This is a genomic window from Streptomyces sp. SDT5-1, assembly GCF_052245995.1.
Lineage (GTDB): Bacteria > Actinomycetota > Actinomycetes > Streptomycetales > Streptomycetaceae > Streptomyces.
This window is the reverse complement of record NZ_CM125963.1, coordinates 7,980,689-8,003,106: the sequence shown is the minus strand read 5'-3', so window position 1 is coordinate 8,003,106 and position 22,418 is coordinate 7,980,689. Positions and strand designations below refer to the sequence as shown.

General features: G+C 72.1%; 18 protein-coding genes. 7 read left to right on the top strand and 11 right to left on the bottom strand.

Going from position 1 to position 22,418, the window contains the following annotated elements; translation table 11 throughout:
• Positions 1–189 precede the first annotated feature (189 nt).
• Genes ACTWJ8_RS36860 through ACTWJ8_RS36845 form a run of 4 tightly spaced genes read left to right on the top strand, consistent with a single transcriptional unit; the run spans position 190 to position 4,422 of the window.
• The gene (locus ACTWJ8_RS36860) at positions 190–1,287 is read left to right on the top strand and encodes a carbohydrate kinase family protein (RefSeq protein WP_443261825.1); all 1,098 of its coding nucleotides are present in this window, start codon (positions 190–192) and stop codon (positions 1,285–1,287) included.
• An 8-nt stretch (positions 1,288–1,295) separates the two neighbouring features.
• Positions 1,296–2,702 (top strand): extracellular solute-binding protein, encoded by a 1,407-nt coding sequence (locus tag ACTWJ8_RS36855; protein ID WP_443261824.1) that lies wholly within the window; start codon positions 1,296–1,298, stop codon positions 2,700–2,702.
• The gene (locus ACTWJ8_RS36850; RefSeq protein ID WP_443261823.1) at positions 2,699–3,604 is read left to right on the top strand and encodes a carbohydrate ABC transporter permease; all 906 of its coding nucleotides are present in this window, start codon (positions 2,699–2,701) and stop codon (positions 3,602–3,604) included. Before ACTWJ8_RS36855 ends, ACTWJ8_RS36850 begins: the two co-directional genes overlap by 4 nt.
• Positions 3,601–4,422 (top strand): carbohydrate ABC transporter permease, encoded by an 822-nt coding sequence (locus ACTWJ8_RS36845; RefSeq protein WP_443261822.1) that lies wholly within the window; start codon positions 3,601–3,603, stop codon positions 4,420–4,422. Before ACTWJ8_RS36850 ends, ACTWJ8_RS36845 begins: the two co-directional genes overlap by 4 nt.
• Positions 4,423–4,435: 13 nt before the next feature.
• Here ACTWJ8_RS36845 and ACTWJ8_RS36840 read toward each other — a convergent pair whose 3' ends face one another.
• The 9 genes from ACTWJ8_RS36840 to ACTWJ8_RS36800 form a co-directional block, all read right to left on the bottom strand.
• The gene (locus tag ACTWJ8_RS36840) at positions 4,436–6,838 is read right to left on the bottom strand and encodes a glycoside hydrolase family 2 protein (RefSeq protein WP_443261821.1); all 2,403 of its coding nucleotides are present in this window, start codon (positions 6,836–6,838) and stop codon (positions 4,436–4,438) included.
• 14 nt (positions 6,839–6,852) lie between these two features.
• Positions 6,853–8,121 carry an alpha-L-fucosidase gene (locus ACTWJ8_RS36835; protein WP_443261820.1) on the bottom strand — a complete coding sequence of 423 codons (1,269 nt, stop codon included), beginning with the start codon at positions 8,119–8,121 and terminating at the stop codon, positions 6,853–6,855.
• Positions 8,122–8,154: 33 nt separating this feature from the next.
• Positions 8,155–9,180 carry an ABC transporter ATP-binding protein gene (locus tag ACTWJ8_RS36830; RefSeq protein WP_443261819.1) on the bottom strand — a complete coding sequence of 342 codons (1,026 nt, stop codon included), beginning with the start codon at positions 9,178–9,180 and terminating at the stop codon, positions 8,155–8,157.
• The gene (locus ACTWJ8_RS36825; protein WP_443261818.1) at positions 9,167–10,192 is read right to left on the bottom strand and encodes an ABC transporter ATP-binding protein; all 1,026 of its coding nucleotides are present in this window, start codon (positions 10,190–10,192) and stop codon (positions 9,167–9,169) included. Before ACTWJ8_RS36825 ends, ACTWJ8_RS36830 begins: the two co-directional genes overlap by 14 nt.
• A complete protein-coding gene (locus ACTWJ8_RS36820) occupies positions 10,189–11,157 on the bottom strand; it encodes an ABC transporter permease (RefSeq protein ID WP_356372801.1) in 969 nt (322 codons plus the stop codon). Before ACTWJ8_RS36820 ends, ACTWJ8_RS36825 begins: the two co-directional genes overlap by 4 nt.
• On the bottom strand, positions 11,154–12,227 hold the full coding sequence (locus tag ACTWJ8_RS36815) for an ABC transporter permease (protein ID WP_356372803.1): 1,074 nt from the start codon (positions 12,225–12,227) through the stop codon (positions 11,154–11,156). Before ACTWJ8_RS36815 ends, ACTWJ8_RS36820 begins: the two co-directional genes overlap by 4 nt.
• Before the next feature lie 3 nt (positions 12,228–12,230).
• Positions 12,231–13,931, bottom strand: a complete 1,701-nt coding sequence (locus tag ACTWJ8_RS36810; RefSeq protein WP_443261817.1) for an ABC transporter substrate-binding protein — start codon at positions 13,929–13,931, stop codon at positions 12,231–12,233.
• Positions 13,932–14,064: 133 nt separating this feature from the next.
• Positions 14,065–15,123 carry a LacI family DNA-binding transcriptional regulator gene (locus tag ACTWJ8_RS36805; protein WP_443261816.1) on the bottom strand — a complete coding sequence of 353 codons (1,059 nt, stop codon included), beginning with the start codon at positions 15,121–15,123 and terminating at the stop codon, positions 14,065–14,067.
• 262 nt (positions 15,124–15,385) lie between these two features.
• On the bottom strand, positions 15,386–16,270 hold the full coding sequence (locus ACTWJ8_RS36800; protein ID WP_443261815.1) for a LysR family transcriptional regulator: 885 nt from the start codon (positions 16,268–16,270) through the stop codon (positions 15,386–15,388).
• Between the two features lie 70 nt (positions 16,271–16,340).
• Here ACTWJ8_RS36800 and ACTWJ8_RS36795 point away from each other — a divergent pair, with 70 nt between their 5' ends.
• Complete coding sequence (locus tag ACTWJ8_RS36795; protein ID WP_443261814.1) at positions 16,341–16,961, top strand: short chain dehydrogenase; 621 nt, start codon at positions 16,341–16,343, stop codon at positions 16,959–16,961.
• Here ACTWJ8_RS36795 and ACTWJ8_RS36790 read toward each other — a convergent pair.
• Positions 16,946–17,356 carry a hypothetical protein gene (locus ACTWJ8_RS36790; protein WP_443261813.1) on the bottom strand — a complete coding sequence of 137 codons (411 nt, stop codon included), beginning with the start codon at positions 17,354–17,356 and terminating at the stop codon, positions 16,946–16,948. The two genes, ACTWJ8_RS36795 and ACTWJ8_RS36790, sit on opposite strands and share 16 nt — an antisense overlap.
• 351 nt (positions 17,357–17,707) lie before the next feature.
• Here ACTWJ8_RS36790 and ACTWJ8_RS36785 point away from each other — a divergent pair, with 351 nt between their 5' ends.
• The gene (locus ACTWJ8_RS36785; protein ID WP_443261812.1) at positions 17,708–19,615 is read left to right on the top strand and encodes an ATP-binding protein; all 1,908 of its coding nucleotides are present in this window, start codon (positions 17,708–17,710) and stop codon (positions 19,613–19,615) included.
• A gap of 58 nt (positions 19,616–19,673) precedes the next feature.
• Positions 19,674–20,081 carry a hypothetical protein gene (locus ACTWJ8_RS36780; protein ID WP_443261811.1) on the top strand — a complete coding sequence of 136 codons (408 nt, stop codon included), beginning with the start codon at positions 19,674–19,676 and terminating at the stop codon, positions 20,079–20,081.
• Here the strand turns inward: ACTWJ8_RS36780 and ACTWJ8_RS36775 are convergent.
• Complete coding sequence (locus tag ACTWJ8_RS36775) at positions 20,035–22,380, bottom strand: MFS transporter (RefSeq protein ID WP_443261809.1); 2,346 nt, start codon at positions 22,378–22,380, stop codon at positions 20,035–20,037. The two genes, ACTWJ8_RS36780 and ACTWJ8_RS36775, sit on opposite strands and share 47 nt — an antisense overlap.
• Between the last annotated feature and the right edge of the window lie 38 nt (positions 22,381–22,418).

Below are 22,418 nucleotides of genomic sequence, written 5' to 3'. Positions count from 1 at the left end.
TCCCGCCAGTCGGCCGGAGGGCGGGCGCCCTCTTTCGCGTTCAAGGGGCGGCCGTCCGCGCAACGTTCAGGGGGCGGGCATCCGCGCAAAGGTGAGCAACTTCTTGCAACTGCCTGGCCGGAAGTGCATGGTATCGATCATCATTGCGCCGCGTCCGGCCGGCGTTTTCCGAACGGGAGGGGCACGACGGTGAGTCCGAGCAGGGCGGTGTGCGACTGCATCGATCCGCTGGCGGCGGTGCGCGAGAAGGGCGACCCGGAGCACGACGTCTTCCTCACGGGGACCGTCTTCATGGACCTGGTCTTCACCGGCCTCGACGGGGCCCCGCGGATCGGCACCGAGAACTGGGCGCGCGGCATGGGCTCGAGCCCCGGCGGCATCGCGAACATGGCCACCGCCCTGGCCCGCCTCGGACTGCGCACGACGCTCGCGGCCTCCTTCGGCACCGACCTGTACGGCGACTACTGCTGGGAGTCGCTCGCCGACGTCGAGCGCGTCGACCTCACCCACTCGCAGCGGCTTCCCGGCTGGCACTCGCCGGTGACGGTGTCGATGGCGTACGACGGCGAGCGCACGATGGTGACGCACGAGCATCCGGCGCCGCCGCTCGAGCACGCCGTGCCGCGCGCACGCGCCGGTGTGGCCTCGCTGGAACCGGGCCGTGAGGACGCCTGGTTGCGGGAGGCGCACGCGCAGGGCGCCCGGATCTTCGCCGACGTCGGCTGGGACGAGTCGGGCCGCTGGGACCTGTCGGCGCTGAGCGGACTCGCGTACGCGCACGCCTTCCTGCCGAACGCCACGGAGGCGCTGCACTACACGCGCACCGACACCCCCGCCGAAGCGGTGGCGGCGCTCGCCGAGCGGGTGCCGCTCGCCGTGGTGACAAAGGGGCCCGAGGGTGCCGTCGCCGTCGACTCGGTCACCGGGGAGCGGGCCGACGTGCCCGGTCTGCGCGTGGAGGCGCTCGATCCGACGGGCGCGGGCGACGTGTTCATGGCCGGGTTCGTGACCGGCACCCTCGCCGGCTGGCCGCTCGCCGACCGGCTGGCCTTCGCCAATCTGACGGCGGCGCTGTCCGTGCAGCACTTCGGCGGTTCGCTGTCGGCGCCGGGGTGGGTGGAAGTGGCCGCGTGGTGGGGCGAGTTGTCGGCGCGCGCCAAGGGCGGCGACGCCGCGACCGCCGAACTGGCGCGCCGCTACGGCTTCCTCGACGACCTCGTCCCCGCCCGCCTGCACGAGGTGGCGCGGCACCGTGCCACCCCGACCCTCGGCTTCCGGGCCGCGTAGGAGACATCATGTCCTCACGAGTCACCCGCAGGTCCCTGCTCGCGGCGGCCCTCGCCGTCGGCGCCGCGAGCTGCACGCCCGGCACCGACGGTTCGGGAGCCGTGGCCGGTGGCACCGCGCCCGGCGGCGGCAATGGTGTGCCCGACCCCGCGAAGGCGGGGAACGTGACGCTGCGCGTGTGGGACCAGGAGACGCGCGGCGGCACCAACGCCGAGATCGAGCAGCTCAACAAGGAGTTCCAGGAGCGGTACCCGAACGTCACGATCAAGCGGGTGTCGCGGAGCTTCGACGACCTCAAGACGACGCTGAAGCTGGCCCTGTCCGGCACCACACCGCCCGACGTCGTGCAGGCGAACCAGGGCTACCCGGACATGGTGGCGTTCGTCGAGGCGGGCCTGCTCGCGCCGCTCGACAACTACGCGGGCATCTACGAGTGGAACACCCGCTATCCGGCGACGCTCCTCAACCTCAACCGGGTGACCGCGACCGGCGCCTCCCGCAGGTTCGGCACCGGCCGACTGTACGGGATCTCGCAGACCGGCGAGTTCGTGGGCCTCTACTACAACAAGAAGGTCCTGAGGTCCGCGGGTGTCGAACCGCCGCGCACCTGGGCCGAGTTCACGGACAGCCTGGCCGTGCTGAAGAAGGCGGGCGAGCTGCCGATCCAGTTCGGCAACCTCGACAAGTGGCCGGCGATCCACACGTTCGGCATGCTCCAGGACCAGCACGGCGTGGCCGAGGCCCGGGACACCGTCCTCGGCGGCGGAGACGGCTTCGACACCTCCCGTACGACGAAGGCGGCCGCCACCCTCACCGAGTGGCTGGACCGCGGCTATCTCCCCAAGGACGCCAACGGGCTCGGCTACGACGACGCCAACAAGAAGTTCATGAACGGCCAGGGCGCGTACACCATCACCGGGACCTGGATGCAGGCCGACCTGAAGAAGCGGCTCGGTGACGACCTCGGCATCATGCCGCCGCCCCCTGCCACGGCGGGCGGCAAGCCGGTCACCACCGGCGGCCAGGGCCTCGCCTGGGCGGTCACCTCGCGCTCCGCGCACCCCGAGGTCGCGGCGGCCTACCTGGACTTCCTCACGAGCGAGCACGCGGCGGACGTGATGACGGAGAACGGCGTGCTGCCCGCGGTGCCGGGCAAGGCGGCCGAGGCGCTCGACCCGGACAGCCCCGACGGGCAGATGGTGCGCGCGTGGCGGGAGCTGACGGCGGCGGACGGCCTCGCGCCGTATCTGGACTACGCGACACCGACGTTCTACGACACGACGTCCGCGGCCCTGCAGAACCTCATCGCGGGCAGGACGGATCCGAAGGGCTTCGCCCGCAAGCTGCAGGCGGACTACGGCCCGTTCATCGCGAAGCAGCGCGCCAAGGCGGGTTCGGGGGCGTCGGCGCGGTGAGATCCGAACCCACGGGGAAGGCGGCCCGCAGGGCCCCGGGCGAGCCCCGCGCCATCGGCTATCTGTACGTGCTGCCCGCGCTCGCGGTCTACGGCCTGTTCCTGCTCTATCCGTTCGGGCAGGCGGTGGGCCTGTCGTTCCTGCACTGGGACGGTCTGACGCGGGCCACGTCGGCGGGCCTCGACAACTACACGTCGCTCCTCACGGACCCGACGCTGCGCGCCCCGTTCGCGCACGCTCTGGTGCTGCTGGTCTTCTACGCGGCGCTGCCGGTGGTCATCGGGCTGCTGCTGGCGGCGACGATGTCCCGGATCCGGGTGCGGGGTCTGACGTTCTTCCGGACGGTGCTGTTCCTGCCGCAGGTGCTCGCGATGGTCGTCGTCGGGGTGGCCTGGCGCTCGATCCTGGCGCCCGACGGCCTCCTCAACGACGCCCTGCGCACCGTCGGCCTCGGCTCCCTCGCCCGTCCGTGGCTCGGCGACGACACATGGGCGCTGCCCGCGGTCGGCGTCGTCGGCACGTGGGTGATGACCGGCCTGTGCATGGTCCTCTTCCTCGCCGGAGCGCAGCGGGTGCCGCGCGAGCTGTACGAGGCGGCGCGGCTCGACGGGGCGGGCGCGGTGCGGGAGTTCTTCGCGGTGACGCTGCCCGCGCTGCGCGGCGAGATCGCGGTGGCGCTGACGCTCACGATCATCGCGGGTCTGCGCAACTTCGACCTGATCTACATCACCACCGGCGGCGGGCCGGGGAACGCGACGTCCGTCCCCGCGTACGAGGTGTACCACCGGGCGTTCGAGCTGAACGAGGTCGGCTCGGCGGCCGCCATCGGTGTCGCGCTCACCGTCCTGATCTTCGCCCTGACCGTCACGGTCTCCCGTCTCGTCGAAGGGCGCCGCACATGACGACCCGCATCGAACGCACCGCCACGTACGCCATCCTCGCCCTGTTCGCGGTACTGGCGCTGACCCCGGTCGTCGGCATCCTGTCCACCGCCTTCTCCTCCCCCGACGCGGTGGGCGGCGGCTTCGCGGTCCCGGACGGCCTGCACTGGTCCAACTTCCAGCAGGCGTGGCAGCGCGCCCACTTCGGCACGTACCTCGGCAACTCGGTCCTGGTCACGCTCGCGGTGGTGACGGCGTCGACGGTCCTCTCCGTCCTGGCGGCGTACGCCTTCGGCACGATGCGCTTCCCCGGCTCGACGCTCCTCTTCTACCTCTTCGTCCTGGGCCTCACCCTCCCCCAGGAAGCCCTGGTGGTCCCCCTCTACTTCGACCTGCGCCACTTCGAACTCACGGACACCTACTGGGCGCTGGTCCTCCCCCAGACCGCCCAGTCGCTGGCCTTCGGCGTCTTCTGGATGCGCACGTACTTCAGGAACAGCACCCGCTCGGTCATCGAAGCGGCCCGCGTCGACGGCGCCGGCACGTGGACCACCCTGTGGCGCATCCTCGTCCCGATGGGCCGCCCCGCCATCACCACCTTGATCGTCATCACGTTCATGTGGACGTGGAACGAGTTCCTGATGGCCCTCGTCATGATCAGCGACGAGTCCCTCCGCACGGTCCCCCTCGGCCTCGCCTTCTTCCAGGGCCAGCAGAGCGCCGACACGACCCTCCTCGCGGCGGCGTCCGTCCTGATCGCGCTGCCGGTGGTGGTCGTGTACGTGGCGCTCCAGCGGAAGTTCATCGAGGGGATGCTGAGCGGGGCGGTGAAGGAGTAACCGCACGCGGCCCTCAGGTGTAGAGGTCGTTGCGTGTGCGGACGGTCACCTCCCTCGGCAGCGCCGTGCCCTCCCGTTCCGGGCGAAGCGCCACCGTCGCGGTCTCCCCCGGCAGCAGCGTGAGGAGGGCGGTGTCCGCGCGCATGCCGGGTGCTTCGGCGATCACATCCCCCAGCGCGGCTCCCGCTGTGAGGTGCACCAGGGCGTGGTCCTCGCGGTGTTCCACCGTGTGCTTGACGTCGGGTGCGGGCCAGCGGAGGCCGTCGTCGCGGACGAAGACGTGGATGGCGCGGTCCGCCCCCGCCGTGTCCGCCACCACCAGTTCCTCGCGGCGGCGGCCCGCCTGGGTGATCGTCGGGCCGACGGGCAGGGGCAGGACCGAGCGGGGTGGGACCGTGAAGTCCCTTACCGTGCGGGCTGCTTCGCCGTCGCGGACGTGGACGCGGCGCAGGACGAGTTCGCCCGTCCACTCCTCGTCGGTGTCGTTGACCAGCACGGCGCTCAGGCCGGCCTCCCTCGGCTGCAGCGTCACGAGACGGTCGGCGAAGGCCGCGCGCACCGCGTACCAGGCCGGTTTGGGGCGGCCGCCGTGGTCGATCAGGGACCAGGACAGGGCCGGCCACACGTCGTTGAGCTGCCAGATCAGCGCGCCCGCGGTGCGCGGCCACCACGAGCGGAAGTGCTCGACGGCCGTGCGCAGGGCGTGCGCCTGGTTGAGGCTGGTGGCCAGGTGCCAGCGGTCGGTGTCGGCCGCGATGCGGTCGGGCGCGGGGAAGCGGCCCTTGAGACGGTCGACGAGGTGGCGCTCGCCGCCCGGCTGTTTCTGGCGGGCGAGGAGCGCCGGGTCGCCCGGGCTCTCGGGCCATCCGCCGATGGCCTCGGTGAGAGTGGCCCGGGTGGCGGGCGCCTGCCAGCCGAATTCGGCGGCGAAGCGCGGGATCTGGTCGCGGTAGTGGGCGTAGTCGAGGAGGTTCCAGGTGTCCCAGAGGTGGGTCGGTCCGTCGCCGGGTACCTGCGGGTGGACGCCGGGTTCGGTCGCCGTGGGGCTGTTGACGACGTAGACGGCGCCGGGCGCGTGGGCGGCGACGGCGGCGGGAAGCAGTTCGCGGTAGTAGCCCTCGCCCCACGTACGGTCGCGGATCTGCTCGCGCCAGCCCCAGTCCTCGTGGCCGAGCAGGCACTCGTTGGCGCCGTTCCACACCACGACGCTCGGGTGCGCGGCCAGGCGGCGCACGACGTCGTCGGCCTCGGCGGCGACCTCGGAGCGCAGCGGCTCCTCCTCGGGGTAGGCGGCGCAGGCGAAGGCGAAGTCCTGCCAGATCAGGACGCCGCGCGCGTCGCACGCCGCGTAGAACGCCTCGTCCTCGTAGATGCCGCCGCCCCACACGCGCAGTGTGTTCATGTTCGCGGCGCAGGCCTGCTCGACGCGGGTCGCGTAGCGGTCGGGGGTGATGCGGGAGACGAACAGGTCGTCGGGGATCCAGTTGGCACCCTTGCAGAACACGGGCCTGCCGTTGACGCGCAGGGTGAAGGCGCGGCCGTGCTCGTCGGGTGTGGTGTCGACGGTGATGTGCCGGAAGCCGACGCGGTGGTGGGTCTCCTGGAGGACGGTGCCTGCCGGGTCGAGGAGCCGTACGGTCGCGTCGTGGAGGGTGGGCGCGCCGTGGCCGCGGGGCCACCAGGGTTCCGGCGCGGGCACGTCGACGGAGAGGAGGTGGCGGCCGGTGGTGTCGAGTGGGAAGCGTTCCGAGACCCCCGCCACGGTCACCTCGGCCGCGCACGGGCCGCCCTGTACGTCGAGGTCGACCAGGAGAGTGCCACGGCGCAGGTCCTCGTCGAGGGTCGTGGTGACATCGACGTCGGCGCGCGCCGTGTTCCACACCTCCAGGCGGACGGCCCGCCAGATCCCGGCGCTGACGAGCGTCGGGCCCCAGTCCCAGCCGCCCTCGCAGGCCATCGTGCGCAGTTCGTTGTACGGGTACGACCAGTCGTAGGGCAGCGGGTCGTCGCCCGCCGCGTCCAGCATGGCCCGCGCGGACGAGGCGAAGCGCACGGTCAGCTCGTTCGTCCCGGGCCGCACGGCGTCGGTGACGTCGAAGCGGTAGCGGCGGTGCATGTTGCGGGTGGCGCCGACCTCGACGCCGTTGACGAAGACCGTCGCGATCGTCTGGAGGCCGTCGAAGACGAGGTGGACACGGTCGTCCGCGGACACCTGCGCCTCGAAGGTCCTGCGGTACTCCCAGTCGGCGAGCCCGACCCACTGCACGTCCGCCTCGTGCATGGCGAGGAACGGGTCGGGGATCACACCCGCCCGCATCAGATCGGTGTGCGCGCACCCCGGCACGACACCCGGCACCTCGATGTCGCGGTCGCCGCCGACGGACCGCAGTGTCCAGCCATCACCTGTCAGTTCCATGATGTCCTGCCCTTTCATGCGTCCGGCCGGTCCGTCGGTGCGCGGTATCCGTCGGGAACCCGCGGCAGCTCCCGCACTCCCGTCTCGAACACCTCGACCGACTCCAGCGTCGCGCCCTCGCCCTCGATCTCCACGGTCAGCGCGGATGCCGTCACCGGTTCGGTGAGGTGGATACGTCCTGCGCCGACGGTCAGCCCCTCGGCCAGCACCCGGTCCCCCGCCCGCACCACGTGGCGCCGGACGCGCTGCCCGTCGGCGAGGTCCTCGCGCAGCCGTACGTGGTCGAAGGCGACCGGCTTCCCGAAGTCGGCGGTCCAGCCGCCGCCCGCACCGGCCAACTCGGCGGTCGCCGCCGGGGTTCCGAAGCGGCGCGCGACCTCCGCGCCGAACTCCGCGACCCGCGCGGCGTCGGCGTCCGGGATCAGGCCGCGGTCGTCGGGCGGCAGGTTGAGCAGCAGGTTCGCGCCGAGTCCCACCGACCGGTAGTGGATGGCGAGCAGGTGCTCCAGGGACTTCGGCTCGTCGTCCGGGTGCCAGAACCAGCCGCGCCGGATCGACACGTCGCACTCCGGAGGCAGGTACAGCGCCTCCGCGAACTCGGTCGTGACGACGGTGTACTGGCTCATCTGCGTGTGGTCGACGACGTACTCGACGGGGTCGGCCGCGAGCCCGTCCTCGTTGCCCACCCAGCGGATGGTGGGGTCGCCCATGTTGAACACCATGGCGTCCGGCTGGTGCTGCCGTGCGACGGCCATGGTGGCGGACCAGTCGTACGTGTAGCCGTCCGATCCGGCGCCGTCGAACCACAGCTCCATCAGCGGCCCGTACCAGGTGCACAGTTCGCGCAGCTGCTCGGCGTACAGCTCGGTGTACGCCGTCGGGTCCGCGTACTCGGGCGCGTGCCGGTCCCACGGCGAGAGGTAGACGCCGAGCCCGAGTCCCGCCGCCCGGCAGGCCCGCGCCAGCTCCCCCACCACATCGCCCTCGCCGCCCTTCCACGGGGACGACGCGACGGAGTAGTCGGTGGTCTTCGTCGGCCACAGGCAGAAGCCGTCGTGGTGCTTCGCGGTGATGATCGCGTAGCGGGCTCCGGCGGCGCGGGCGGCGGCGACCCACTGGTCGGCGTCGAGGCGAGTGGGGTCGAAGGAGGCCGCCGGGAGCGTGCCGTCGCTCCACTCCTGGCCGTGGAAGGTGTTGATGCCGAAGTGGAAGAAGGCGCCGATGCCGAGGCGCTGCCAGTCGAGCTGGCGCGGGGTCGGTGCGATGGGGGCGTCGGGGGGCAACGCGGGTCCTCTCGGGGTCGTACGGGAACGGGCTCAGGTCTGCTGTTCGTCGAGCGCCCAGCAGTGCGCCCAGTGGTCGTCGGTGATCGTGGTCCTGGCCGGGAAGGCCGTGGCGCACACCGGTTTCGCGAGCGGGCAGCGGGTGCGGAAGCGGCAGCCGGAGGGCGGGTCGACGAGGCTCGGGGGTTCGCCGAGGGTCTCCTCGTCGTCGGCGACATCGGGCTCGTCGAGAAAGCCGCCCCGGTCGGGGTCGGGCGCCGATTCCAGCAGCAGGCGCGTGTACGGGTGTCGGGGGTCGGCCACGAGTTCGTCGCCGGGCCCGGACTCGACGAGCTGGCCCGCGTACAGGACCTTGATCTCGTCGGCGAAGTAGCGGGCGCTGGCAATGTCGTGGGTGATGTAGAGGATCGCCAGGCCCTCGTCGTCGCGGAGCTTGCCGAGGAGGTTGAGGATGTCCAGGCGGATGGAGACGTCGAGCATGGAGATCGGTTCGTCGCCGAGCAGCACCTTGGGGCGGGCGGCGAGGGCGCGGGCGATGGCGATGCGCTGGCGCTGGCCGCCGGACAGCTCGTAGGGGAACTTGTCGATGAACTGGTCGGCCGGGGTGAGGTTGACGCGTTCGAGGAGCTGGAGGATCTGGCGCTCCATGTCCTCGCCGCCGGAGGCGAGGCCGTGCAGCTTGAGGGGGCGGCTGAGGATGTAGCGGACCTTGTGGACCGGGCTGAGCGAGGAGAACGGATCCTGGAAGATCATCTGGACCTGGCGGTAGTACGCCCGCTTCGCCTTCGCCGTCCGGGCCTTCCTGACGACGTCGCCGTCGAGTCGGATCTCGCCCTCGGTGGGCGGGTAGGCCAGCGCGAGCATCCGCGCGAGGGTGGACTTTCCGCTGCCGGACTCGCCGACGAGCGCCGTGATACGGCCCTTGTGGAGGGCGAGGGAGGTCGGCTCGACGGCCTTGACCTCCTTGCCGTGGCCGCCGGGACCGTGCACGGGGAAGCGCTTGACGACCTCGCGCGCCTCGAGGACCGGGGCCTCGAGCGTGGTTTCAGGTGCGGGCATGGCGGTCCTCGGCTTCCGGGGTCGTGGCGGGGTGCCGGTGGAGGTGGCAGGCGACGTCGCCGGCGTCGCCGAGCCGCAGCAGGGCGGGCTCCTCGCGGTCGCAGGCGTCGATCCGCTGTGCGCAGCGCGGGTGGAAGGAGCAGCCGGGCGGCGGGGTGCGCAGTCCGGGCGGGGAGCCGGGGATGCCGGTGATCTCTCGGCGTTCGCCGTGCAGCGGCGGGAAGGCGCCGCGCAGGGCCGTCGTGTAGGGGTGGCGCGGGTCCTCGTAGAGGCGGCGCGCGGGGCCGGTCTCCACGATGCGTCCCGCGTACATCACGGCGATGCGGTCGGCGATCTCGATGAGCAGCGACAGGTCGTGGGTGATGAAGACGACCGAGAATCCCAACTCACGCTTCAGGCGAGCCACTTGACGCAGGATCTGGCGCTGCATGACGACGTCTACTGCGGTGGTGGGCTCGTCCATGACGACGAGGTCGGGTTCGCAGGCGAGCGCGAGGGCGATGGTGGCGCGCTGGCGCATGCCGCCGGACAGCTCGTGGGCGTAGGAGCGCAGCCGGTCGGCGGGGATGCCGACCATGCCGAGCAGTTCGCCCGCCCGCTCCCAGGCCGCCTTCTTCGACAGGCCGCGGTGCTTGCGCAGGACGTCCGCGAACTGGGTGCCGAGGCGGAGCACGGGGTTGAGGGCGTTCATCGCGCTCTGGAAAACGATCGCCATCTTCTCCCAGCGCAGCGCCGCCAGTTGACGCTCGGTCAGCCGAAGGATGTCGACGTTGTCGGCGCCCTCGCCGCCGTGCAGGATCACCGAGCCGCCGGTGGTGACGGCCGGCGGACGCTCGAGCCGGGTCATGGCGGTGACCAGGGTGGACTTTCCGCAGCCGCTCTCGCCGACGATGCCGAGGGTCTCGCCGCGGCGCAGCGTGAGGTCGACGCCGCGGACGGCGTGCACGGGGTTCTCCTGGTCGAAGTAGTCGACGTGCAGATCACGGACGGTGAGAAGTGGGGCGCCGGTCACGAGACGACCTCCTTGACGGGTGCGGCCTTGCGGGGCCCGGTGGCGTCGCCCGCGCCGACGCGGGCGGCGCGGGCCCGCATCCGTACCTGCTTGGAGGGCTTGCGCAGGCGGGGGTTGGACACCTCGTCGATGCCGAAGTTGATGAGCCCGGCGGCGACGCCGACCAGGGCGATGCAGGCGCCCGGCGGGACGAACCACCACCAGGCGCCGCGGGTGAGCGCGGAGCCGTTCTGCGCCCAGTACAGCATCGAGCCCCAGCTGGTGATGTTGATGTTGCCGAGGCCCATGAAGGAGAGCCCGGCGTCGGCGAACATCGAGCCGACGACGGCGCCGAGGAAGCTGACGGAGATCAGCGGGGCGAGCGACGGGATGAGTTCGCGGGTGATGACGCCCCAGCGGCTCTCGCCGGTCATCTCGGCGGCGGCCACGAAGTCGCGATGCCGTAGGGAAAGGGTCTGCGCCCGCTTCTGCCGGGCGGCCCACGGCCAGGCGGTGAGGCCGATGACGAGGGCCACGGTGAGCCAGCCGCCGCGCCCCTGCACGTAGCTCGCCACGATGATGAGGAGCGGCATGCCGGGGATGACGAGGAAGATGTTGGTGGCGACGGTGAGCAGCGAGTCGGCGCGCCCGCCGAGGTAGCCGCCCGCCACGCCGACGAGCACGGACAGCACGGTGGTGATGACACCGGCGACCAGGCCGACCAGCAGCGAGATGCGGCTGCCGACGACGAGCTGCGCGAAGACGTCCTCGCCGTTGGCCGTGGTGCCGAGCAGGTGGGCGCCGGAGGGCGGCTGCATGGAGCCGCTGGTGTCGACGTCGCCGGGCTGGAGCCCCATCAGGTTCTCCACGACGAACGGGCCGAACACAGCGACCAGGGCGAAGAACACGATGATGGTGACCCCGGCGCGGACCTTGAGGTTCGCGGGCAGCTTGGGCAGCCGCCGGGCGCGCTGCGGCTTCGTCATGAGCGGGTCTCCCTCGCGCGCGGGTCGATGAGGCCGTACACCGAGTCCGCGACGAAGTTCGCGGCGAGCACGGTGAGCGAGACGATCAGGAACAGGGCCTGCATCAGCGGGTAGTCGACGCTGGAGACGGCCTGGTAGAGCAGATAGCCGACGCCCGGGTACGAGAAGACGATCTCGACGAGGATCTGGCCGCTGACGGCGGAGCCGATGGTGAGGGCGAACCCCGCGACGCTGGGCAGCACCGCGTTGCGGGCCGCGTACTGGAACATCACGCGGGCCTTGGACAGGCCCTTGGCGCGGGCCAGGAGCACGTAGTCCTCGGAGACCGTCGTCACCATCATGTTGCGCATGCCGACCAGCCAGCCGCCGAACGAGGCGACGACCATGGTGACGGCGGGCAGGATGCCGTGCTCCAGGACGCTCAGGAGGAACGGCCCGTCGAAGGTGACCGCCATGTCGCCGTCGTACGCGCCGCTGATCGGCAGCCAGTTGAGCTGCACACCGAACGCCATGACGAGGAGCAGCGCGACCCAGAAGAAGGGCAGCGCGCCGAGGAACATCGCGGCGGGCGTGACGAAGGAGTCGAAGCGGGAGCCGACCCGGGAGCCCGCCACGACGCCCATGGAGGTACCGATGACGAAGGCGAGCACGGCGGTCAGGCCGACGAGTCCGATCGTCCAGGGCAGCCCGGAGCGGATGACCTCCCACACGGGCGTCGGGTAGTAGGCGACGGACGCGCCGAAGTCGAAGTGGACGATCTGCCCGAGGTACGTGACGTACTGGTCCCACAGGGGTGCGCCGGGCGCGCCGAACAGCCGGTAGATGCTGGTGACCTGGTCCGCGGAGAGGTTCTGCTTCTGCTGCATCTGGGAGATGAGCGCGGAGGCGGGGTCGCCGGGCATCAGGCGCGGGATCAGGAAGTTGAGGGTGATGGCGACGGCGGCGGCGCCGAGGTAGAAGGCGAGGCGGCGCAGGAAGTAGCGGGCGGCGCCGAACCGGGCGGCCGCCGAGCGGCGCCGGGCGGGCGGCGACGCCTCGGGGACCGGGGGCGTGAGGGCGGGGGCGGTCATGGCTCAGCCCTTCGCCGGGCGCAGGTTGAGCAGGATGCTCATGGCGTCGACGCCGCCGGCCCAGGGCGCGGGCTGCGCGTAGGGGTTCTTCTCGCTGGGCCAGCCGGTCCAGTTCTTGGTGCTGTACTCGGAGGAGACGCCGATGGTGATGAGCGGCGCGGCCGGCACGTCGTCGACCATGATCTTCTCGAACCGGGCCGCGTACTTCTTGACGGTCGCGGCGTCCTGGGCGGTGGCCATGTCCTTGAGGAGGTCGTCGGCCTTCTTGCTCTTGTAGTGGCCGTAGTTGGTCCAGATACCGGCGTTCTCGCTGAAGAGCATGTCCTTGTAGAAGTTGTACGGCGTGGAGTAGTACACGCCGCCGCCGATGGTGACGTCGAAGTCGCCGGACTTGCGCTTGGCGTCGATCTGCGCGGCGGCGATCGGCTTCACGTTCACGTCGATGCCGGCCTTCTTCAGCTGCGAGGCGACGACCTTGTCGAACTGCACGGCGTCGCCCCACTCCTGGACCTCCATGATGGAGAAGGAGAGCTGCTTGCCGCTGCCGTCGACGAGCCGGCCGTTCTTCTTCGTGTAGCCGGCCTTCTTGAACTCGGCGAGCGACTTGGCGAGTTCGGCCCTGGGCTGCTCGGCGTCCTTGTACTCGTCGGCGATCCACTTGCCCTGGGTCTTGGAGTCGAGGCCGGTGAGGTTGAGGGTGTTGAACATGCCCGGATTGGTGACGTTCAGGAGCTGGCTGCGGTCGACGGCGAGCGAGAGGCCCTTGCGGACGTGGACGTCGTCGAACGGCTTCTTGGAGTGGTTGAAGAACAGGAACTGCCCGCCGTAGGTGGGGTACCAGGCGTGGTGGTTCTTCGGGTCCTTGTCGATGTACTGCTTCTTGACGTCGGGCACGACGCCGCCGCTCCAGTCGAGTTCGCCGCTGAGCAGCTTGGGCACCTCGGACGCCTGCGTGATGATGGGCGCCTTGACGGTCTTGACCGGGACGTTCTTCTGCTTCCAGTAGTCGTCGCGGGCCTCGAACGTGAGCTGCTGCGGGCTGAACTGCTTGAGCTTGTACGGGCCCGAGCCGACGGGGTCGGGGTTGGTGTCCTTCGCGCCGTCCTTGTTCCGCCAGATCTTCTCCGGGACCGGGGTGATCCCGCCGATGCTGTCGATCTTGGAGTAGGCGGGCTTGTCGAAGGTGATCTCGACGGTGTGCTCGTCGGGCGCGGAGGCCTTTTCGAAGTCGAACGACCAGGTCGGGGGCAGCTTGTTCTTCTTGACGTAGTCGAGGGTGAAGACGACGTCCTGGGCGGTGAGCTTCGAGCCGTCGCTCCAGTTGGCGCGCTCGTCGAGGTGGATGGTGATCTTCTTGCCGCCGTCGGCCCAGGCGTACTTGGTCGCGAGCCAGGGCGTGAACTTGCCGCCTTCGAGGATGTTGAAGTCGAAGAGCGCCTCGTACTGGAACCCGAAGGTGCCCTGGGTGGCCTTGAGGGCGAACGGGTTGAAGTTGCGGTTGATGGTGGTGCCCGCGAAGCCGAGGTTCGCGGTCAGCGAGGCGTCACCGGCGGAGCCGCCGCCCGCCGGGGTCGGCGCGGCCGAACAGCCGGACAGGGCGAACGAGAGCACCGCCGCTCCCACGGCGGCGACGCGGGCGCCGGTGCGCAGGGAACCGGCGGGGCGGGGCTTCGGGGTGCAGGTGACGCGGAGGTTCGGGTTCATCGGGGGCTCTCCCGAGGGGTGTTGGGGACGGGGACGTGGTGCTTGTGCAGGCGGTGGTGCTGCGAAGGTCTGAGGCGGGTACGGCACGTGGACAACGTTGTCGGGCTGCGGCGGTGGGGCGTCGCGCGGCGGCTCAGCCGGGGGCCGGGCCGCTGCTGCCGCGCGGCACGAGGCGGGGTGTCACGTCCTCGACGGTGCGCGCGGGCCCACCGTCGATCAGCGCGAGCAGTTCGTCGGCCGCGCGCCGCCCGAAGGCCGGGGTGTCACGGGCGAGGGCGGACAGCGGCGGATGGGTGGAGCCGGTGAGCACGGACTCGTCCCAGGCGACGAGGGACAGCGCGCCCGGTACGGCGATGCCGAGGGAGGCGGCGACGCCGAGCCCGGCGACGGCCATCACGTCGGTGTCGTAGACGATCGCGGTGGGGCGGGGGCCGCTGGTGTCGAGCAATCGGCGGGTGGCGTCGACGCCCTGCCGGCGGGAGTAGTCGGTGGGGATGCTGCGGACGTCGGCGGGGTCGAGCCCGAGCCGCTCCGCCTCGTCCCGCAGGGAGCGGATGCGCTGCCGGGTGTGGGCGAGGTGGGGCAGTCCCGCGACGTGCGCGATCCGGCGGTGGCCCAGGCCGTGCAGGTGCCGGACGATGCCGGCCATGGCCAGGGTGTCGGAGGCCCAGACGCTGGAGATGGTGGGGTGCGCGGCGCCGTCCTCGCCGCGCGGCACGGAGCCGACGAACACGGCGGGCAGGCCCAGTTCGTCGAGCAGTCCGGGGCGCGGGTCGCCGTCCCTGGGGTCGACGACGAGGACTCCGTCGACCCGTCGCTCGGCCCACCAGCGCCGGTAGGCCGCACACTCGGCGTCCAGGTCGGGGACGACCAGGAACAGCAGCCCGATGCCGCGCCCCGCGAGCGCCTCCTGGATGCCCGACACGAGCTGGAGGAAGAAGAACTCGGCGCCCAGCGCGTGCGCGGGCCGGGCCAGGACGAGACCGACCGTGGACGTGCTCTCGCCGCTCAACGCCCGTGCCGCCGCGCTCGGTTGCCAGCCGAGCCGGTCGGCGACCTCCTGCACCCGCTGCCGGGTGGACGGAGAGACTCCGGGCCGCCCGTTGAGCGCGAGCGACACGGCGGACTCGGACACCCGCGCCTCTTGGGCGATGTCCTTCAAGGTCGAGCGTCTGCTGGGAGTACGACGCATGGAAGCTCCTGCCGCGCAGGCCTGCGAGCCGCCCGGAACGGGACGGCCCGACACCCAACTGCCCTGAACTCAAGCGGTTGAGTGCGAGAACGCTAAAGCGCTTGAGCCGTGTGGGCAACAGGCTGTGCGGCAATTGCTCGCGCCGAGCCCGCATTTGGTCCGCGCAAACCTACAAGGCGTCCCCATGAAAGGGGATTTGGGGTGGATGCGGGGCAGATTTGGAGGTGTCTCGGGGAGAGGTGTGCGATAGCGGGATCTCTCGCTACGCCCCGGCGTCCGGTTCGTGGTCCGCCAGGTACTCCTCGGTGTGCCGGCGGAACGTCTCCGTGGCAGGGTGGGCCGGGTGCGCGGGCCAGGCGACGTGCACGGTGACGGGTTCGGCGTCGCGGACCGGGAGGTAGCGCACGGCCGGGTGCGTGTGTTCGTGGACCGTGCCCTCGGCCGTCACGCCGACCGCCGCGCCGGTCGCGATGGTGGTGAGCCACTCGTCGACGCCCGGCACGGTCACCATGCGGGGCCGCCGACCCGCGGGCCACAGTTCGGCGCGGGTGGTGGCCGCCGTCGCGCACAGCGCCACCGGTTCAGCCGCCAGGTCGGCCAGTGTCACGTCCGCCCGGTCGGCGAGCCGGTGGCCGACCGGCACCGCGGCCACCCGTCGCTCGCGCGTCAGCTCCCGGTGCCGCACCAGCGCGTCGCCCGGCTCGGGATGGAGCCGCAGGAACGCCAGGTCGGCCTCGCCCCGGCGCAGCAGCGCCACCGGATCGTCGGCGCGACGCACATGCACCGGGACATCGGGGTGCCGCTCGCGCCAGCCGCGGAGCACCGGCACGGTGTGGCTGCCGAGCGCGGCCCAGGCGAAGGCGAGGCGCAGCGGGCGGGGGCCGCCGACCCCGGTCACGTCGGCGAGGGCCTCGTCGAACTGGGCGAGGATGCGGTGCGCGTGCTCCCACAGCCGCTCGCCGGGCCCGGTCAGCCGGACGCTGCGGGTGGTGCGCTCCACGAGCCGTACGCCGAGGCGCTGTTCGAGCTGGGCGAGGGTGCGGGAGAGCGCGGGCTGGGTGAGGTGCAGCACCCGCGCGGCGTCCGTGAGGGACCCCTCGTCGCCGATCGCCCGCACGGCCCGCAGATGACGCAGCTCGACATTCATGACTGGCGATTATAAGTCGGGCCCAGAAGGCATTTCCCTGCCCGTGCCGGCCCTGCCTAGCGTGGCCGCCATGACGAATCAGCAGCACATCCTTCTCGTCGGCGCGGGCGGCACCCTCGGCACCGGCGTGCACCGGGCGCTGACCGCACGCGGCCACAAGGTCACCACCGTCGGCCGGAGCTCGGGCGACCTCCGCTTCGACGTCTCGGACCCCGAGCAGATCACGGCGCTGTACGAGGCGGCCTCGGCGTACGGTCCGCTCAACGCGGTCGTCGGCGCCGCGGGTGACGTGCCGTACGCGCCGCTTCCCGAACTCGGCCCGGACGCCTGGCGGTCCGCGTTCGCCGGGAAGGTCCTCTCCCAGGTCGAACTGGTCCGCCAGGGCCTCGACCACGTGTCCGAACGGGGTTCCTTCACCCTGATCACGGGCGTCCTCGCCGAGCAGCCGATCCGCACCGGCGCCGCCGCGTCGCTGGCCAACGGCGCCGTGGAGTCCTTCGTGCGCGCGGCGGCCGTCGAGATCGCGCCTCGGCGCGTCAACGCCGTCTCCCCCACGATCTTCACCGAGTCCCTCGACGCGTACGGCGCCTTCTTCCCCGGCATGGAGTCGGTGCCGCTGGAGCGGGTCGCGCAGGCGTACGTGCGGTCGGTGGAGGGGCCGCAGACGGGGCAGGTCTACCAGGTGGTGTGACCGAGCGGGCACTCGGCGGCCCCGGTCTCCGTGGGCCGCCAGTGCCGGGCGCAGTACGGCACGTCGCACTGCGCGCAGAAGCCCGCGTCGCCCTTGAGTCCCGCCGTGTGCACGCGCGCGTAGGTGCGCGGGTACGCGAACGCGGACCGCCAGCGGTGCGCCTCGGCCTCGGTGACGTTCTCACCCCTGCCGTTGTCGTGGCCGTCGCTGTGCACGATCAGCCACCACAGCCGGGAGTCGCGGACTTGCTCATAGGCGCCTCGGTCGCGCGCTCCCCAGGCGTACCAGCTGGGCGGGTGCGCTCCGGGGCGGGCGAGTTCGAGCCGTGCCACCTGCGCCTTGCACAGGGCGCATGCCACATGCAGCACGAACAGCATCGCCGGGATCTGCTTCATTCACTTCCGCCTGGGTGGCCGCTGGGCTCGCTGGGCAACCACGCCATTCTTGCACCGTGCAAGGCTCTCGGGGCGCGTCTCCCCCGAAACGGGCGCACGCGCCGGGCACGGTCGGAGAAAGTGAAGGACCATCACTCAATTGTGAAGGAAAGGTGTTTCCAGTGGGGGGTTTTGGCGGAGAACGTCATCGTGCGCATCCGAATCATCTGCCCTGCGGGTACCACTGCGCCCCCACGCACTACCGGCGCGCACCCGCGCCGTTGAAGATGCCGGGAAACGTCAACAGTAACGATTCTGCGGACCTCTCCTCACCCACTCGTCTCCATCCATCGCAGCGGTAAAGGACACAAGGTGCGCAAGCAAGCCGGCGAGGTCGGCACGCTTCTCAGGCTGGTCGCGGACAGCAGGACCGAGACCGACGAAGCGCTCATCGGGCGCGAGGAGCAACTGACCCAACTGCGGAGCCTGTTGGCCTGCCATCGACTCGTCACGGTCACCGGCCCCGTCGGGGTCGGCAAGAGTGTGCTGTGCGACGCCGCGGTGCGCGGGGCCAGGCCGTCGCGGCGGCAGGTGGTCCGGGTGTCCTGGCCCGAGGCGACCGGGCGCCCCGGCGCGTTCCGCGACGCCGTGCGGCAGGCGCTGCTCGGCACGGCGCTCGGACAGCCGGGGCCGCGTGGACCGCGCCGCACGCCCCCGCGTGTGCTGCTGTTCCTCGACGACGTCGACCCGGTGCACGACGAGTGCGTCGGGGTGGTGCAGCGGCACCTGCTGCACCACCCCACGCTCCAGGTCCTCGCCACGGCCAGGAGCCCGCTCGGCCTGGGCGACGAGAAGGTGCTGCATCTCGGCCCGCTCGGCACCGACCCCGACGAGGACGGCGGGCCGTCCCCCGCCGAACGGCTGTTCCTCGCCACGGCGGGCGGGGCGCTGCGGCGCCGCGACCCGGACACCCTCGAACGCGTGCAGGCGCTGTGCCGCACCCTCGAAGGGCTGCCCCTGGCGGTCGAACTCGCCGCGGAGCAGCTGTCGTCGTACTCCCTGCACGACCTGGCCGAGCTCGTGGAGCACGGGCAGGCGTGGCTGCGCACTCCGCATCAGCGGCTCAGACGGCACCGCTCCATGGAGGAGGCCGTCGGCGCGGTGCACGCGCTGTGCTCCCCGTGGATGCGGATGGTGTGGAGCCGCGCCAGCATCCTGGCCGGCTCCTTCGGCGAGGCGGCGGCGGTATTGCTGTGCAGCGGCGGCGAGGTCGCCCCGCATCAGGTGCCCGGCCTGCTGACCCAACTGGCCGCGCTCGGGCTGCTCCAGTACGAGAACGATCCGCACGGCCCCGTGGAGCCGCGCTACCGGATGCCCGCGGCCGTACGGGAGTTCGGCGCGCGGCGGCTCACGGAGGCGGGTGAACTCGCGATCGCCGTGGAGCGGCGGGCGGGGCACTGCCGAAGGATCGTTCATCTCGCGGAGCACCTGTGGGACCACGGCCACCAGACGCAGGCCGTACGGCTCGTGACCGACGAGCAGCACAACGTCGCCGCGATGCTGCGGCACGCGCTCACCTCCCCCGATCCCACGGAGACGGTCGCCGCGTTGGAGACCGCCACCCGCCTCTGGTTCTGGTGGGTGACCGGACACAACGCGACCGGCCTCCGCTTCCTGCTCCAACTCCTCGCCCGCTGCCCGGAGGACCACCCGGCGGCGGTCTCCGCGGCCTGGCTCGCGGCGTGGCTGGCGGCGCGTACCGATCCCGACACGTCGCTCTCCCTCATCGACCGGATCTGGCCGCTGGCCGTCCTGGACGGCGACGACACGCTCCTGGCCCGCATCGCCCACGTGCACGGGCTCGTCGCCCTCACGCTCGGCGACCACGCGCAGGCCGCCGAACTGTTCGAGCAGGCCTGCGTCCTCGCCCCCGACCACGCCACCGGCGGGCCGGGCCGCGCGGTCTATCTCGCGGCGCTCGCCGTGGCGCGCCGCGCCAGCGCACCGCACACCGCGCACCGCGCCGCCCTCGCCGCGCTCGCCCAGCCCGGACTGCGCGACGACGTCTGGTCGAGGATGCGCGCACGGTACGCCCTGACCCTCGTCGACCACGACAACGGCCGCACGGCCAGGGCCTGGACCCGCGCCCACCGCGCGGTCTCCGACACGGACTCCGCAACCTGCGCCCCCCAGGCCCACGCCGCCCTCCGCTCCCTCCTGACGGTGCTGCGCACGGGGCAGCCGACGGGGGACCATGTCATTCCCGGCCTGACGGGGTGACGCGGCGACACGGGAACGGCCTTGACCTCAAGCATGGTTGAGGCAGGAGGCTCGGGTCATGAACACACCTGACAGCGGTCTTCTCCTGTTCCGCAACACGATGCGCGTCACCGAGGGTCACCTTGAGGAGTTCCGGAGGGCCATCGACCGGGCGGTGGCCTTCGTCGAGCGACGAGGCCCCCAGCTCATGGTCGAGGTCTTCATCGACGAGGAGCGGATGCTCGCGCACAGCTTCCAGGTCTACCGGGACTCCGACGCCGTCCGCGAGCACTGGAAACTGTCCGACCCGTACATCCAGGACGTCATGGCCCACTGCCGTGTCGAGCGGTTCGAGGTGTTCGGGGAGCCGGACGAGCATGTCGTGGCCGGGATTCGGGAGGCGCTGGGGGACGCGGCGGACCCGGTGTTCGCGCCGCGCCTCACCGGATTCGTGCGGTTCGGGGCTCCTCGGGACGGCCGGGGGTGAGTGCCGGTGCCTCGCCGTCGCGCGGGGCGTGCAGGTGCGGGGTGGGCTCGGAGGGGCACAGGGCGATGATGGCGATGTCGTCCGCGAGGTGGTGGGTCCAGTCGCGGACGCCGTCGTCGAGGTGGCCGACGAGGTGCTCGGGGGTGCCGTACGGGGCGAGGGTCAGGCCCTCGGTGAGGGGGTAGAACTCGCCGGTCGAGTTGCGGGCCTCGCTCAGTCCGTCGGTGTGGGCGACGAGCACCGCGTCGGGGCCGAGGCGGACGGTGTGCGGGGTGGGCGGCTCGCCGCCGCCGAGCGTGCCGAAGCCGAGCGGCAGCAAGGTCGGGACGTCGATCTCGGTGACACCGGTCGCGGTGACCTCGAGCGGGGTGAGGTGGCCGCAGTTCACGACGTCCAGGTCGCAGGCGTCCTGCGCGGGCCCGTCGTGCTGGAGCAGCAGCGCCGTCGCGAACAGCTCGTCGTCGCCGCGGGTGGCGGCGGCGCGCAGCACCTGCCGGTCGAGGCGCGCGGCGAGTTCGCCCAGCTCCTCGGTCTCGTACGCCTGACTGCGGAAGCAGCCCAGCAGGTCGGTGACGGTCTGCACGGCCTGGAGCCCCTTGCCGCGCACGTCGCCGATGAGGATCCGGGTGCCGTACGGGGTGTGGAGCGCCTCGATGAAGTCGCCGCCGATGCCGGTGTCGGCGGTGGCGGGCCGGTACAGGCTGGCGAGGCGCAGCCGCCCCAGGTCCTCGGGTATGGGGTGCAGCACCGCGTGCTGGAGGGTGCTTGCGGTCTGGCTCATGCGGGCGAGCCGGTCGGACTGCTCGCGCCTGGCCCAGACGAGGGCCCCGGCGGCGGCTCCGAAGGCGAGCGCGACGATCACGGTGCCGGAGTCGCCGATGCCGGTGCGCGTGAGCAGGTACTGCAGGCCCGCCGCGCAGGCCACCGCCACGGACACCGCGACCCGGCCGAGCAGCAGGGCGGCGACGGCGAGCACGATGGTGCCGATCCGCAGCAGTTGGCGGGCCTCGGCGGGCACGGGGACGCTGTCGATGGCGGAGGTGTACGGGAGTGCCTGCGCGGCGGCGGTTCCCAGGAGGATGGAGCCGGGCATCAGCGCGGCGCTGGTGCCGAGGTGGGTGCGCGGGATCGCGGCGAGGTACCGCGCGAGCTGCGGGGTGGCGGCCAGCATGACGCCGAAGCCGATGAGCGCGACGACGGCGAAGTCACCGGCGACCGGGTAGCTGTCGGAGCCGAGTCCCGCGTGCAGCAGCACCAGGCCGAGCGCTGCGAGCGGCAGACCGAGGGAGGATCCGGTGACCGGGGCGATGGCCCTGCGCCGGACGAACAGGCAGCCGGCCGCGCCGCCGACGCCGAACCCGGACAGGACGAGCGCCGCCGACTCGGGACCGCCGCCCCGTGCCGCCGCGAGCGACGGGAGCGCCATGGCGAGCACGACCTGGGTGAAGCCGAGCGCGAGTCCGGCGATGAGCGCACCGGTCCGCAGCCTGGCCGGCATCAGCGCCGGGCGTCCCCGCGTGGCCACGGACAGGGTGGGGCAGCGCAGCCGCGCGAGGACGAGGGCGACCGTGGCGGCGAGCAGCAGCAGGCCCACGCGCGGGTCGGCCCAGCCCCACACGGGGGCGAGCTGGAGCGCGGCGGGGGCGAGCACGCCGAAGGCGATGAGGAAGACGGCGCGCGGCTGGTCGGGCAGCCGGAGCCCGGCCTGTGCGGCGGGTTCGGGCACGTAGCGGTGGACGAGGAGCAGCGCGGCGACGGCGGCGAGGGTCATCGCGACCATCGCGAGGCGCCAGCCGTCCGTGGACGCGGCGCGCGGGGCAAGGTTCACGGCGAGCACGAAGCCGACGGACATCGCGGCGAGCCAGCCGGCCATGACCTTGCGCATGCGTCCGGGCAGGAACACGGTCGGCAGGAAGGCGAGGCAGCTGACGAAGACGGCGGCCAGGGCCACGGCGACCAGGATCCTGCCGAGCACGTACGACCAGCCGTCGAAGGCGACCGCGAGGAGCGCGCAGCCGACGGCGAGGCCCGCCAGGGAGACGATCAGGACGGAGCGCCGTCCCTTGAGGTCGCCCGCGCGTCCCGCGACGACGAGTGTGAGGAGGGCCAGCGAGGAGCCGACGACGCGGGCGACCACCTCGTGTCCCGAGCCGAGTCCCAGCTCCGCGTGGACGAGCGGGACGGCCGCCGAGTGCACCGCGGGTGCCACGACGTACAGGGCGGCGACGGCGGCGAGCAGCAGCCCGACCACCCGCGTCGATCCCCTCACGCCGTCGCCGGACACACCGGTGCCGCGCATGCACTGACCTCCCTGGTGGACCCCCCTTTCGCAGTCCT